17 protein-coding genes are annotated in these 13,366 nt (G+C 73.4%); 6 read left to right on the top strand and 11 right to left on the bottom strand.

Annotated elements, in window-relative coordinates; all coding sequences use genetic code 11:
- Positions 1-5: 5 nt before the first annotated feature.
- Genes GGQ55_RS15275 through GGQ55_RS15295 form a run of 5 tightly spaced genes read left to right on the top strand, consistent with a single transcriptional unit; the run spans position 6 to position 4,176 of the window.
- On the top strand, positions 6-971 hold the full coding sequence (locus GGQ55_RS15275; RefSeq protein ID WP_366489406.1) for a FecCD family ABC transporter permease: 966 nt from the start codon (positions 6-8) through the stop codon (positions 969-971).
- Complete coding sequence (locus GGQ55_RS15280; protein WP_366489408.1) at positions 968-2,023, top strand: FecCD family ABC transporter permease; 1,056 nt, start codon at positions 968-970, stop codon at positions 2,021-2,023. Before GGQ55_RS15275 ends, GGQ55_RS15280 begins: the two co-directional genes overlap by 4 nt.
- Entirely contained in the window at positions 2,020-2,841 is an 822-nt protein-coding gene (locus GGQ55_RS15285; RefSeq protein WP_218859293.1) for an ABC transporter ATP-binding protein, read from the top strand. Before GGQ55_RS15280 ends, GGQ55_RS15285 begins: the two co-directional genes overlap by 4 nt.
- A gap of 10 nt (positions 2,842-2,851) precedes the next feature.
- Positions 2,852-3,634 (top strand): isocitrate lyase/PEP mutase family protein, encoded by a 783-nt coding sequence (locus GGQ55_RS15290; RefSeq protein WP_179718106.1) that lies wholly within the window; start codon positions 2,852-2,854, stop codon positions 3,632-3,634.
- Positions 3,634-4,176, top strand: a complete 543-nt coding sequence (locus GGQ55_RS15295; protein WP_179718108.1) for a hemerythrin domain-containing protein — start codon at positions 3,634-3,636, stop codon at positions 4,174-4,176. Before GGQ55_RS15290 ends, GGQ55_RS15295 begins: the two co-directional genes overlap by 1 nt.
- 52 nt (positions 4,177-4,228) lie before the next feature.
- Here the strand turns inward: GGQ55_RS15295 and GGQ55_RS15300 are convergent, their stop codons facing one another.
- The gene (locus tag GGQ55_RS15300; RefSeq protein WP_179718110.1) at positions 4,229-5,440 is read right to left on the bottom strand and encodes an acyltransferase family protein; all 1,212 of its coding nucleotides are present in this window, start codon (positions 5,438-5,440) and stop codon (positions 4,229-4,231) included.
- A 284-nt stretch (positions 5,441-5,724) separates the two neighbouring features.
- On the opposite strand from GGQ55_RS15300, the gene GGQ55_RS15305 reads away from it, so the two are divergent.
- The gene (locus tag GGQ55_RS15305; RefSeq protein WP_179718112.1) at positions 5,725-6,426 is read left to right on the top strand and encodes a winged helix-turn-helix domain-containing protein; all 702 of its coding nucleotides are present in this window, start codon (positions 5,725-5,727) and stop codon (positions 6,424-6,426) included.
- A 202-nt stretch (positions 6,427-6,628) separates the two neighbouring features.
- Here GGQ55_RS15305 and GGQ55_RS15310 read toward each other — a convergent pair whose 3' ends face one another.
- The 10 genes from GGQ55_RS15310 to GGQ55_RS15355 all read right to left on the bottom strand — a co-directional run bounded on the left by GGQ55_RS15310 (position 6,629) and on the right by GGQ55_RS15355 (position 13,308).
- Entirely contained in the window at positions 6,629-7,363 is a 735-nt protein-coding gene (locus GGQ55_RS15310; protein ID WP_179718114.1) for a response regulator, read from the bottom strand.
- Positions 7,357-7,803 (bottom strand): hypothetical protein, encoded by a 447-nt coding sequence (locus GGQ55_RS15315; protein ID WP_179718116.1) that lies wholly within the window; start codon positions 7,801-7,803, stop codon positions 7,357-7,359. Before GGQ55_RS15315 ends, GGQ55_RS15310 begins: the two co-directional genes overlap by 7 nt.
- A 31-nt stretch (positions 7,804-7,834) precedes the next feature.
- Positions 7,835-7,999 (bottom strand): hypothetical protein, encoded by a 165-nt coding sequence (locus GGQ55_RS15320; protein ID WP_179718118.1) that lies wholly within the window; start codon positions 7,997-7,999, stop codon positions 7,835-7,837.
- Positions 7,996-8,643 (bottom strand): signal peptidase I, encoded by a 648-nt coding sequence (locus GGQ55_RS15325; RefSeq protein ID WP_179718119.1) that lies wholly within the window; start codon positions 8,641-8,643, stop codon positions 7,996-7,998. The genes GGQ55_RS15320 and GGQ55_RS15325 overlap by 4 nt, the downstream gene beginning before the upstream one ends.
- Positions 8,644-8,673: 30 nt before the next feature.
- Positions 8,674-9,297, bottom strand: a complete 624-nt coding sequence (locus GGQ55_RS15330) for a TasA family protein (protein ID WP_179718121.1) — start codon at positions 9,295-9,297, stop codon at positions 8,674-8,676.
- A gap of 228 nt (positions 9,298-9,525) precedes the next feature.
- Entirely contained in the window at positions 9,526-10,788 is a 1,263-nt protein-coding gene (locus GGQ55_RS15335) for an ATP-binding protein (protein WP_179718123.1), read from the bottom strand.
- Positions 10,785-11,156: a response regulator transcription factor gene (locus tag GGQ55_RS15340; RefSeq protein ID WP_179718124.1), complete on the bottom strand. Its 372-nt coding sequence runs from the start codon at positions 11,154-11,156 to the stop codon at positions 10,785-10,787. The genes GGQ55_RS15335 and GGQ55_RS15340 overlap by 4 nt, the downstream gene beginning before the upstream one ends.
- Before the next feature lie 95 nt (positions 11,157-11,251).
- Complete coding sequence (locus GGQ55_RS15345; protein WP_179718125.1) at positions 11,252-11,920, bottom strand: DUF3618 domain-containing protein; 669 nt, start codon at positions 11,918-11,920, stop codon at positions 11,252-11,254.
- 17 nt (positions 11,921-11,937) lie between these two features.
- Entirely contained in the window at positions 11,938-12,480 is a 543-nt protein-coding gene (locus GGQ55_RS15350) for a phage holin family protein (protein ID WP_179718127.1), read from the bottom strand.
- Positions 12,481-12,483: 3 nt separating this feature from the next.
- Positions 12,484-13,308, bottom strand: coding sequence for an ATP synthase subunit B family protein (locus tag GGQ55_RS15355; protein ID WP_179718129.1), 825 nt, complete (start codon positions 13,306-13,308; stop codon positions 12,484-12,486).
- Positions 13,309-13,366: the final 58 nt, after the last annotated feature.

The raw sequence follows: 13,366 nt of genomic DNA on the forward strand, positions 1-13,366 counted from the left end.
GCGGCGTGCTCGCGCTGCTGGTGCTGCTCGTCCTGGCGGCCGCGGCGAGCATCGCCGTCGGCGCGCGAGGCATCTCGCCGGGGCACGTCTGGTCGGCGCTGTTCTCGCCGACCGGTTCGGACGACGACGTCGTCGTCCGCTCGCTGCGGGTCCCCCGCACCGTGCTCGGCGTCGCCGTCGGCGTCGCCCTGGGCGTGGCCGGCGCGGTGATCCAGGGGCACACCCGCAACCCGCTGGCCGACCCGGGGCTGCTGGGCGTGAGCGCCGGGGCGGCGTTCGCCGTGTGCCTGGCCGTCTACGCCTTCGGCGTCACCTCGGTCACCGGCTCGATGTGGTTCGCCCTGGCCGGTGCGCTGGTCGCCAGCGTCGTCGTCTTCGGGCTGGGCACGCTCGGGGGCGGGACGCCGGTGACGCTGGCCCTGGCCGGTGCCGCGGTGACCGCGTTCCTCGGCGCGCTCACCAACGGGCTCGTGCTCAGCGACGCGCAGACGCTGGACGCCTACCGGTTCTGGGCCGTCGGCTCGCTGGTCGGCCGCGCGGACGGCGCCCTGGCCCAGGCGCTGCCGTTCCTGCTCGCCGGGCTGCTGCTGGCCGCGGTCAACGCGCCGGCGCTCAACACCCTGCAGCTGGGGGAGGACGTCGCCCGCGGCCTGGGCCAGCGGATCGGGCTGGCGCGGGCCACCGGCATCGCCGCGGTGACCCTGCTGACCGGCGCCGCGGTCGCGGTGACCGGGCCGATCGCGTTCGTCGGGCTGGTGGTGCCGCACGTCGCGCGGGCGATCACCGGCCCCGACCACCGCTGGCTGCTGCCCTACGCCGGGCTGCTCGGCGCGATCCTGCTGGTGGTCGCCGACGTCGTCGGCCGGGTGATCGCCTCCCCGGCCGAGCTGCCCGTCGGCCTGGTGCTCGCCTTCGTCGGGGCGCCGTTCTTCATCGTGCTGGTCCGCCGCCGGAAGCTGGTGACCCTGTGACGCTGGCGGTGCGCCGCGCGGTGCGCGTCGGCCCGTTCTCCGCGGTCTGGCGGCCGCGCGCCGTCGTCGTCCCGCTGGTGCTCGTCGTCGCCGTCCTGCTGCTGCTCGCGCTGAACGTCGGCCGCGGCGACTTCCCGATCTCGGTGCCCGACGTGCTGCGCGCGCTGGTCGGCGGCGGCACGCCCGCCGACCGGTTCATCGTGCTGCAGCTGCGGCTGCCCCGGTCGCTGACCGGCGTGCTGGTCGGGCTCGCGTTCGGCATGTCCGGGGCGATCCTGCAGTCGCTGGCCCGCAACCCGCTGGCCAGCCCCGACATCCTCGGCATCACCTTCGGCGCCTCCGCGGCGGCGGTCGCGACGGTCGTGCTCGGCGGCGGGGCGATCGCGGGGCTGCTCGGGGCGCTGGGCACCCCGCTGGCCGCGCTGCTCGGCGGGCTGCTGAGCGCGGCGGTCGTCTACGCGCTGGCCTGGCGGCAGGGGTTCAGCGGCTTCCGGCTCGTCCTCATCGGCGTGGCTATGGCCGCCGTGCTCTCGTCGCTGACCTCCTACCTGCTCATCGTCGGCGACCTCAACGAGGCCGCGCGGGCCGCGGTGTGGCTGGTCGGCAGCCTCAACGGCCGCGACTGGGAGCACGTCGTCCCGGTCGGCCTGGTGGTGGCGGTGGCGGCCGTGCTGTGCCTGGTCGGCAGCGCCTCGCTGCGGGCGCTGCGGCTGGGCGAGGACAGCGCGCGCTCGCTCGGGGTGCGGCTGCAGACGGCGCAGTCCGCACAGCTCGCGCTGGCCGTCGCGCTGGCCTCGGTGGCCGTGGCCGCCGCCGGCCCGGTGCCGTTCGTCGCGCTCATCGCGCCGCAGATCGCGATGCGGCTGGTCCGCTCCGCCGGACCGCCGCTGCTGGCCGGCGGCCTGGTCGGCGCGGTGCTCGTCGTCGGGGCGGACGTCGTCTCGCGCTCGCTGCTGCCCGCGGAGCTCCCGGTCGGCGTCGTCACCGCCGCCGTCGGCGCCCCGTACCTGATCTACCTGCTCGCTCGCGGCACCCGGAGGACCTCGACATGACCACCCTGACGGAGGCGGTCGTAGTGACCCGGCTGGAGGCGCGGGGGGTGACCCTCGGCTACGGCGAGCGGGTCGTCGTCGACGGGCTGGACCTGGCGGTCCCGGACGGTGCGGTCACGGCGGTCATCGGCCCCAACGGCTGCGGCAAGTCGACGCTGCTGCGGGCGCTGGGCCGGCTGCTGCGCCCGCGCGGCGGCGAGGTGCTGCTCGATGGCCGGCGGATCGACAAGCTGCCCACCCGGGAGGTGGCGCGGGTGCTCGGCATGCTGCCGCAGTCGCCCGTCGCGCCGGAGGGCATCACGGTCGCCGACCTGGTCACCCGCGGCCGGCACCCGCACCAGGCCTGGTTCCGGCAGTGGTCCACGGACGACGAGGCGGTCGTGGCGCAGGCCATGGAGGAGACCGGCGTCCTCGACCTGGCCGACCGCCCGGTCGACGCGCTCTCCGGCGGCCAGCGGCAGCGCGCCTGGATCGCGATGGCGCTGGCCCAGGGCACCGACCTGCTGCTGCTCGACGAGCCGACCACCCACCTCGACCTGGCGCACGCGGTCGACGTGCTCGACCTGGTCGACCGGCTCAACGACCGCGGCCGCACCGTCGTCATGGTGCTGCACGACCTCAACCTGGCCGCCCGCTACGCCGACCACCTGGTCGCGATGCGCGACGGGCGGATCGTCGCGGCCGGGCCGCCTCGCGAGGTGCTCACGCCGCAGCTGCTCGCCGACGTCTTCGGGCTGCAGGCCGTCGTCCTGCCCGATCCCGTGTCCGACGGGGTGCTCGTCGTCCCGGTCGGTTCGCGGCGGGGTGCGCCCGCATAGGTTGGGCGGCATGCCCGATCTCGCCGCACGCGCCCGCACCCTGCTCGACCTGCACACCGCGCCGGAGATCCTGGTGCTGGCCAACGTGTGGGACGTCGTCTCCGCGCGGGTCGTCGCCGCCGTCGACGGCGTGCAGGCGCTGGCCACGGCCAGTCACTCCATCGCGGCCACGTTCGGCTACGAGGACGGCGAGAACATCCCGCTCGACCTGCACCTGGACATGGTCCGGCGGATCACCGCCGCGGTCGACGTGCCGGTGACCATGGACTTCGAGGCCGGTTACGGCGACGCGGGGGAGACCGCGCGGCGGGCGATCGAGGCCGGCGCCGTCGGCGGCAACCTCGAGGACCAGATGAAGCCCCTGGACGACGCCGTCGCCGCGGTCGAGGCCGTGCTGCGCGCCGGCCGGGACGCCGGCATCGACTTCGTGCTCAACGCGCGCACCGACGCCTTCATCCGGGCCGAACGCGGCACCGACCGCGGGGCGCTCGTGGCCGAGGCGGTGCGGCGCGGCCGGGCCTTCCTGGAGGCGGGAGCGCCGGTGGTGTTCGTGCCGGGGGCGATCGCCCGCGAGGAGATCGAGGCCCTGGTCGAGGGGCTCGGCCCGCGCAAGCTCACCGTGATCTCGGTGCCCGGGGCCTCGCTGCCCACCCGCGAGCTCGAGCAGCTCGGTGTCGCGCGCGTCTCGACCGGGCCGTTCACCCAGCGGGTCGCGCTGACCGCGCTGCAGGACGCGGCCGCCGAGGTGGTCGGCGGCGGCGTCCTCCCGGCGGGCACCCGGAACCTCAACTGATGCTCGACGAGGCCACCCGGCCCCGGGCGCCGCGGGGACCGGAGGAGCCGGTGTCGGCGGCCGGTGCGCAGGGGCAGCGCACGCTGCTCGCGATCCACGGCCACCTGCGCGCCGAGCTCGACCGGGTGGTGACCGCGGTCGAGGCGGTGGCGGCCGGGGAGCTGCCGGCGGGCGAGGCGCGGGCCGTCGTCCACGACTCGACCATGCTGCGCAACTACCGGCTGACCGGCTCCTTCTGCGCGCAGTACTGCCGCTTCGTCGAAGGGCACCACTCGATCGAGGACGCCTACCTGTTCCCGTCACTGGAGGTCGGCGACCCGTCGCTGGCACCGGTGCTGCGGCGGCTGTCCGAGGAGCACGAGGTCATCCACGCGGTGCTGGTGCGCATCGACGAGCTGCTGGTCGCGATGGTGGGTTCCGGCTCAGGGGCCGCGGCGGTGGGGGAGCAGGTGCGTGCGCTGCGGACCGCGCTGAGCAGCCACCTCGACTACGAGGAGGAGGAGCTGCTCGGCCCCATCGGCCGCCTCCAGCTCTTGGTCTGAGGGTGGTTTCGCGCGCTTAACCGCGCGCGGTTAAGCGCGCGAAACCGCGGGGTTACGCCGCGAGGCGGGCCAGGAGGACCGGGGCCTGGAGCACCGGGACCTCCTGCGGGAGGACCTGGGGCGCCGGTGCCGGCTGCTCGCTCACCGACCGCTGCTCGTCGTCCGTCCCGGGCCAGATCCGGTCGCGCAGCCGCAGGACGGGCCGCTCGACCAGCAGCGTGGCGGCGACGCCGACCACGATCGCCGACGCGTACTTCACCGCCTGCGCGAACGGCGTGCTCACCTCGCGGTCCATGCCGAGCCAGCCCAGCACGGTGCCCGCGGCGAAGATGTGCCAGATGTAGATGCCGTAGGAGTAGCGGCCGAGGGCGGCCACCGGCGCGGCGATCCAGCGCACCCGGGGGACCCAGGTGGCCCGGTAGGTCAGCAGCAGGGCCGCGGCCGCGGTCATCCAGGCGACGGTGAAGCCGATCGTGCTGCCCAGCGGCCCGGACTTGCCGATGACCGTGAGCACGGCGATCCCGGCCGCGAGGACGGCGAGCAGCGTGCGGCGCCTGTCCTGCAGCGCCTGGAACCGCTCCGGCCAGCGCACGCTGACCACCGCGAGCAGCACGCCGGCCGCGAGCCCGTCGAGGTGGAACCAGGTGCGCCACTGCAGCCGCACGTCGCTCACCCCGGACCAGCTGCCGAGCAGCCGGAACGCCAGCTCCGCGGCGAGCACCCCGGCCAGGATCCCGGCGAAGAGCTTGAGCGATCCGCCGCGCTTGACGAACACCGGGAACAGCAGCGCCAGGGCGAGGTAGAAGTGCTCCTCGACCGCGAGCGACCACAGGTGGGCGAAGGACGTGCCGGCGATGTTCTGCACGTGCAGGGCGTTCTGCCACAGGAAGCTGCCCAGCGACTCCGAGCCGAACAGCACCTGCACCGCGAGGAAGAGGTAGAGCACCGGCCAGAGCTTGAGGATCCGGCGCAGCGAGAACCGTCGTCCGTCGAAGGTGCCGGTGCGGCCGTGCTCGCCGAGCACCAGCCGGCCCATGAGGAAGCCGCTCAGGACGAAGAACAGGTCGACGCCGGCCCAGCCGAGGTGCTGGCCGGGCCACTGCAGGGCGTCCAGGACGACGTTGCCGGTCGGGCCGCTGAAGTGCCAGCCCAGGGCCAGCACGATGGCGGCCCCGCGGACGACGTCGAGGTCGAGACGGCGGGTGCGCGACGCGGCGCGCGTGGGCGATTCGGCGGCTGCGCGGTGTCCTCGGTCTGAAGGCATCGTGTGTCGACCGTAAGAGCGGTTCCTGGCACGCCGCTGGCTCCGGCGTGTGCGTTCCAGTAGCTCTCCGTCATCCTCCCTCGTCAGCCGCCTGTCCCCGTGATGCGGTTCACCTCTACCCGGCCAACCGCCGCCGTACTCACTCGTTGGGGTGAGCTGGGCCGCTCTCGGGGGGCCGAACCGGCGGCTGCGCTCAAGCCGCCGCGCGCAGCGGCCGATCACCCGACCAGGTGACGCGGTGTGGCACCGCGCCCCGACGACCGCAGAGCGAGGAGGAGAGGTCGTTGCCCGAACAGTCCGTGCTCGTCGTCGAGGACACCGACGAGATCCGCGAGCTCGTCGCGACCGTGCTCGGCAAGGCGGGCTTCGACGTCCGCGCGGTGGGCACCGGCGCCGAGTGCATGGCGGAGATCCGCCGGTCGGCGCCCGAGCTGATCGTGCTGGACCTCGGCCTCCCCGATGCCGACGGCACCGAGATCTGCCGCCAGGTGCGCGCGGAGACCGAGTGCTACGTCCTCATGCTCACCGCCCGCGCCGAGGAGGTCGACCTGCTCATCGGCCTCGCCGTCGGCGCCGACGGGTACATGGCCAAGCCGTTCTCGCCGCGTGAGCTCGTGGCGCGCGTCCAGGCGATGCTGCGTCGTCCGCGGTCCGTCGTCCCCACCCCCCGGGAGCCGGTCGAGGAGACCGTGCGCCGGCTGGCCGAGCTCGAGGTGGACGAGGACAGCCGCGAGGTCCGGGTGGACGGCGAGGTCGTCGACCTGACCCGCACCGAGTTCGACCTGCTCGCCGCGCTGGCCTCTCGGCCGGGGCGGGTGCTGCAGCGCGAGACGCTGCTGCGCGAGGTCTGGCAGACCGACTGGGAGGGCAACCTCCGGCTGGTCGAGGCGCACATGTCCAACCTGCGCCGCAAGCTCCAGGCCGCCGGCCTGCAGAACCCGGAGATCAAGACCGTCCGGGGGGTCGGCTACCGCCTGGTCGCGTAGGCCCCAGCGTTGATCAGGTCCCCTGATCAACGGCTGTCCTCCCGCAGCAGCGTTGGTGCAGGAGGACAGCGTTTGATCAGGGCACCTGATCACTGCTGAGCAACGCCGCGAGGGCGCCGAGGCGGCCCCGTGCCCACCTCGACGCCCTCGCGGCGCTGAGCTGTTCCCCCGCAGCTCAGCTGCGAGCTCGTTCCCCCCGAGCTCAGATCCCGGCGAGCACAGGGCCCGCGAGGGATCGGTCCGTGATGCGCGTGGTCCGCAGGCACTGGTCCTGCAGCTCCATCAGCCGGACCTGGCTGACGACGCCGCGCCGGGCCTCGGCCGCGATCTCCTGGCAGAGCATCGCGATCGCCGGGTGCCCCAGCTGACCGCTGGCGCCGGCCAGGGTCTGCGCCGCCGCGGCCACCGCCATGGCGTCGCCGGAGCGGGCGCTGTCGGCGATCTGCGAGAGCCGGTGCGGCAGCGCGCTGACGTACATCTCCTGCAGCCGGTCCATCGTGTCGGCGTCGACGTCCTCGTCGTGCAGGTCCTCGACCTCGCGGATGACCCGCAGGTGCCGGACCGGGCCCTGCGCGGCCGGCCCCGTGGCCCGGCAGCGCAGGAAGTCGATGAGCGCCCAGGGGTCGAGCGGCTTGGCCAGGCAGGCCAGCGCTCCGACTCCGGCGGCGGCGGCGCGAATGCGCTCGTCCGGGTTCTTGGTGATCACCAGCAGGCGGGCGCGGGAGCCGCCCTTGCGCAGGCGGGCCAGCAGCGACAGGCCGGTCTCACCGGGCAGGTCCACCTCGGTGACGACGAGGTCCAGGTCGCGGGAGGCGGCGATGCGCAGCGCCTGGTCGGCGTCGGCGGCCTGGACGACGTGCCAGCCGCCGAGGCGGAGCAGGACGCCGACGCGACGGCGGGCGGCGGGCGAGGGGTCGACGACGAGGGCGGTCAGCACTTGATGACTCCAGACAGTCCAGACTCCTCGGTCCAGCCGTAGGAGGTCAGCGTGGTGACGGTGACGCGGATGTTCTGCGACGCGTAGGAGGCGTCGTAGTCGCCGGTCAGCGAGGTGGTGGTCGAACCGACCTGGGCGACCGGGTACCTCGTCCCGTCCGAGAAGACGGCGGTGACGACGTAGCCGGAGACGCCGCGCGAGGGGCTGGCGTTCCAGGTGACCTTGGCGTTGAGCGTGGTCACCCAGGTCCAGCCGTTCCAGGCGGTGGTGCACTTGGTCCCGCCGGTCGACACGTTGGTCGGAGCGAGGACGTCGACACTCGAGATCGCCATCGGCACGGAGGCGCTGTCGGCGAGCTGCGCGTCGGCGGGGAGCATCCCGCCCAGGAGCACGGCGGCGGCGGTGCTCAGCAGGACGGCGCTGCGTCGGATGCGGTTCATGGTCGGGTCCTCCCCTCGGGCTGTGCGGTGGTCAGGAGCGGGCGGGCTGCTCGGGAAGCCGGTTCCAGAGCTCGGCGTCGAGGTCGACCTCGTGCAGGTCGTCGGCGTCGTGGATCGGCTCGAGCGCCGCGGACGGGTGGACCAGCCGGGCCAGCAGCCGCGACACGCCTTCCTCGTCGAGGACGATGCGGGTCACGCCGCGTCCTCCGTGTCCTGCTCGTCCTCGTCGTCCTCGGCCGGCCGCCAGATGGCCAGGATCAGCCAGCCGGCCAGCAGCGCCGGGGCGCCGTAGATGAGGGCCTTGGAGACGATCCGGGTGCGCAGGGCCTCGATGACGTGGCCGAGCTCCGGGATCACGGCCCGGACCTGGTAGGCCGTCTGGCCCTGCAGGGTGGCCTGCCAGGGGTCGACCGCGGTGTTCGCGTCGCCCTTGGTCTGCACGGTCACGGCGCCGTCGGCACCGTGCTGCACCGAGACCACCCGGTGCGTGACGACGCGGTGGTCGTCGATCGGGATGTGGTAGCTGATCACCATGCCCTCGGTGACGTCCTGGACGTCGAGCGGCGTGGAGATCACGACATCGCCGGGGTCGATCTGCGGCGACATGCTGCCGGTCAGCATCGTCATCGTGCGGTAGCCGAGGACGTGCGGGCCGACGGCCAGGACGGCGAACGCCAGTGCTGCCACGACGACCAGTCCGCGGACGAACCAGCGGGTGGTGCCGGCGAGCAGTCGGCGAGCCAGACCGGCCCGGCGGATGGTGGTTGCGGAGGCCGTCCCGACCTCCGGGGGCAGCTCGAGGGCTGCCCCCAGACGGCGGACGGGGAGCACGGCGGTCATCTGAGATCCCTAGGAGTCGTCAGACCGCGATCACTTGGCGGCAGCGGCGCGCTGCGTACCGGTGAAGGTGATGGACAGCGAGGCGCTCTTGTTCTGGAACGAGTTGTCCGCAGAGGTCGGCAGCGAGACCGAGAACACCAGGTTGTCGACGCCACCAGGGGTCAGGCTGGCCGGGTTGCTCAGCGTGACGTTGCCGGAGGCCGCGGGGCCGGAGTACATGGTCGACGTCGTGCCCGAGCAGGTGTAGACCGGCGCGGACGCGGTGCCGCCCTGGGTCCAGGCCACGGAGCAGGCCTTGAGCGACAGCTGCAGACCGTTGGTGGAGTCGGTGGTCAGAACGCTCGGAACGCCGGTGGCGATCGAGGTCAGCGTGACCGAGGACAGCGAGGTGCTGCCGTCGTTCGACAGGTTCACCGCGCGGGTGACCGAGTCGCCCGGGACGAAGTTGGTCGTGGTGACCGGGATCGAGTAGGCGCCCGACGGCTGGTTCAGGTTGATGTCCAGGGTGCCGGTCTGGACCGTGGTCGCGACCGGGGTGGTGCTGTCGGTGAAGGTACCGAAGGTGCCGAGGCCGGCGACGGCGGCGGCGGTGCCGGCGATGGCCAGCGAGCCGACGACCTTGCGGGTGTTGCTGCGGCGGGTCTTGGTGCTCATGTCCGTGTGTCTCCCTGTGTCCGTTGCGCCACCGGGATTCCGGCGACAGGGAGAACACTGAGCGGCCAACCGCAGGGCACCCGCCCGGAATCCGCAAGGAATGCGCAAGGCTCGTTCGGGAAACCCTCAGATCGGCCCAGAACCCCGGTTTTCCGGGGTTCTCAGCCGCCCGAGACGCGCTTTATCGCGATAAAGCACGCGCGCTTAATCGCGATAAAGCGCGGGAGATCAGGCGGGGAGGGGGAGGGTGAGCGTGAAGGTGGTGCCCTGGCCCTCGGCGCTGGCGAGGTCGAGCGTGCCGCGGTGCGCCGTGGTGATCGCCTTGGTGATCGACAGGCCCAGACCCACGCCGGCGACGGCGCTGCGCTTGGCCGTGGAGGCACGGAAGAAGCGGGTGAACAGCCTGCCCTGCTCCCCGGCGGGGATGCCGATGCCGGTGTCGCGCACCGACAGCTGCGCCACCGGGGCGCCGTCCGGGCCGGTCGCCGCGCGCACGCAGATCGTCACCCGGCCGCCGGCGGGGGTGAACTTCACGGCGTTGGAGACCAGGTTGTCGCAGGCCTGACCCAGGCGCATCGCGTCACCGGGGACGACGAGCCCCTCGGACGGGACGTCGACCAGCACCTCCACGCCGGCGCCCGCGGCGGTCACGCGGACCGTCTCCTCGGCGGCCTGCGCCACCGCGGCGAGATCGACGTCCCCGGGCGTGAGCGTGAAGCGACCGGCGTCGACCTGCGCGGTGAACAGCAGGTCACCGACCAGCCCCAGCAGCCGCTGGGCGTTGCGCTCGACGGTGCGCAGATAGCCCTCCTGCGCCTCGGTGAGCGGTTCGTCCTCGTCGTCGAGCACCAGCTCGAGGTAGCCGAGGATCGAGGTCAGGGGGGTGCGCAGCTCGTGGCTGATGAGGCTCACGAACTGGTCCTTCATCCGTTCGGTCTCGCGGGCCTCGGTCACGTCGGTGCCGACGAAGTTCCAGCCGGCGTGCACGCCGCGGTCGTCGGTGCGCGGGGTGATCGCGACCGACACGGCGCGGTGCGTGCCGTCGGCGGCCACGTAGGTCCAGTCGCGGACGTCGCTGCCGTTCTCCTGGGCGGCGTGCACCAGCGCATCGACGCCGACCGGCACCCCGGCGGCCTCGGCGGCGTCGGTGAGCTCCTCGAGCAGGTGGAACTCGGTGATCGACCGCTGCCGGACGACGTCGGTGCGGGGCAGCCCGAGCATCCGCTCCGCGCCGGGGTTCCACACGCGGACGACGCCGTCCCGGTCGGTGCCGATGATCGACTGCTCGGTGACCGCGTCGATGACGCTGGTCATGGTGCGCGCGCGGGCCCGCAGCATGCGGGTGGCGACCTCGAGCTCCTCGCCGCGGGTCTGCATCTGCGCGTGCAGCGCGTCCCGCTCGGCCTCGAGCCGCTCGATCTGACCCGCCTGGCGGGCCAGCGTGCGGCGCAGCTCGGCGATCGTGTGCGCCGGGTTCGCGAGCTCGGTCATGCGACCAGCTCCTTCACCCGGGTCACCAGGTCGGTGACGGCGAACGGCTTGGCCAGGTAGGCGTCGGCACCGGCGGCCAGGCCGCGGGCGACGTCGTCGGCGGAGGCGCCGGCCGACAGCAGCAGGATGCGGATGCCGGCCGTCCCGGGTTCCGCCCGCAGGGCGGTGCAGACCTCCAGCCCGGTCCGGCCGGGCATGGAGACGTCGAGGACGGCGAGCGCGGGGACGTCGGCGCGGGCGGAATCCAGCGCGGCGGAGCCGTCGCCGACCGCGGCCGCGACCGTGCAGCCGGCCTTGCGCACGGCGAGGCACACCAGCGCGCGGATGTCCTCCTCGTCGTCGGCCACGAGCACACGCGGTGCGTCCACGAAGAAGGCAACGGCCCGGTCAGCGCCCCCCTGCAGCACAGCGGCGCCGTCCCCACCTCTTTCGGGTGAGGACGGCGCCGCTGATGAAACGCCGGTCAGGAACCGGATGCGTGGCTCTGCACCGTCTCCTTGGACTCCTGGGCCTGGCCCTGCACGTCCTGCACGGCGGACTGGCCCTCGTCCTTGACCGTCTGGGCGGCGTCCTGAGCCGTGGACTTCACCGACTCGACGGCCTCCTGGGCGGCCGGCTTGAGCTGCTCGCCCATCTCCTGGGCGGCCTCCTTCGCCGGCTGGAGCAGCGCGTCCTTGTTCTCGCGCAGCAGGGTCTCGGCCTGCTGGGCCAGCTCCTGCTCCTTCTGCGAGGCAGGCAGCAGGCTGGACACCAGCCAGCCCACGCCGAACGCGATCAGCCCGGCGGCCAGGGGGTTGCCCTGCGTCTGCCGGACCACCATGTCGGGGGTCTCCTGCACGGTGCTGACCGCGGTGGACGCCGCGCTCTGCACCGAGTCCGCCGCGGACGACGCCGCGTCCTGCACCGAGCCGGCGGCGTCGTGCGCCCTGCCCTGTGCCGACGACGTGCCGTCCGAGGCGCTGCCCATCACCTTCTCCTTCACGCTGGTGAAGCGGCCCTTGGCGGCGGAGACCCGCCGGTCCACCACACGGGCCGGGTTGACCTTCTCGTTGAGGGCGTCGACGTCGTAGCTGAGCTCGCGCCGGGTGTCCTCGATCTGCCGCCGGATGACGTCCGGGTCACTGCTGGTCATGTCTGCAACTCCTGGGGTCAGTGGGGCTTGAGGGCGGGCGGCACCTGCTGGAGCGTCTCGACGGTGCGTTCGGGCTTCGGGTTCACCTCGCGGAACTTCTTGCGTCCCATCGAGTAGGCGACCGCGCCGATCACACCCCAGAGCACGGCGACGATGAGCGCGGCCAGGCCGGCGTCCATCACGTTCTCCAGCGCCCACCACAGGGCGAAGGAGAGGAAGAGCAGGACCATGTAGCCGGCGAACCCGGCTGCGCCGAACATGCCGGCGCCCTGTCCCGCCTTCTTCGCCTCGACCTTCAGCTCGGCCTTGGCCAGCTCCAGCTCCTGGCGCATCAGCGTCGAGAGGTCCTTGGTGACCTCGCCGATCAGCGCACCGACCGAGGTGCCGTCGACGTCGGGCCGGCCGTCGTCGGTCATCGGTGTGCCCATGTCGCCCGAGTGCGGCGGGGCGTACGCCTGCGACTGGTAGTCCGGCGGCACGGCGTAGTTGGCGTGCTCCGGCGGGACGGTCGGGATGCTCTGGGTGTCACCGACGTGAGCACCCGAGTAGGGATTGGTCATCGATCACACCCCGCCAGGGTTGCGCGTCGGGTCGTCCCAGCCGGCGGGGGTCGTCGGCGGGACGACGCTGCCGGCCGGCGGCACCGTGCCGTACGGCGGCGGGGGCAGGGGCGTGCCGCCCGTCGTCCCGCCCGTGATGCCGGTCGTGCCGGTGGTGACCGTCTCGGCGTAGCCGGGGTCGCTGTAACCGGTGTCGGCGTAGCCGGAGTACGTCGGCGCGGGGTCGACGTAGTTCGCGGAGTGAGCGCGGGTCGGCGAGCCGGACGAGCCGTTGCCCGAGTGCGCGGCCTGGACGCCGCGGGTCAGCCGGCCGGCCGCCACGCCGAGCAGCGCGGCGCCGATCAGGAACGTGCCGGGCTTGCGGCGAGCGAAGCTGCGGACCTCGTCGAGCAACTGGGCGGGCTCGCGGTTCTGCAGCTTGGACGAGAAGGTCTCGACCATCCCGGCGGCCTGGTGCAACAGGTCGCGGGCGGGGCCGGGAGCTCCGTCGCTGGTGCCGTCGGCGAGGCCGCGCATCTCCTGGGCCAGCGACGTCAGACCCTGAGCGGCCTTCTGCTGCTGGGCGATCGTCTGGTCCTTGAGCTGCGCACGGCCCTGGTCGAGCAGGTCCTTGGCCTGACGCTGGGTCTCCTGCGCCACTTCCTTGGCCTGGTCGGCAGCGGTCGAGGCGACCTGGCTGCCGGCCTGGGAAGCGGTCTGACCCAGGTTCTGGGCTTCCTCCTTCGCGACATCCGTGGTCGACGGGGATCCCCCGACGGTCATGGTCCCGCTGGTGCCGGCGGTGGCCGGCGGTGGCGGCGGGAACGGTGCGTCGATGGAGTGAGTCATCGGTCCTCCTCGGCGGGTGGTGGGTCGGACGAGGCGGTCCTCGAAAGCCGGCGCATCC

The sequence above is a fragment of the Petropleomorpha daqingensis genome (genome assembly GCF_013408985.1).
GTDB lineage: Bacteria > Actinomycetota > Actinomycetes > Mycobacteriales > Geodermatophilaceae > Petropleomorpha > Petropleomorpha daqingensis.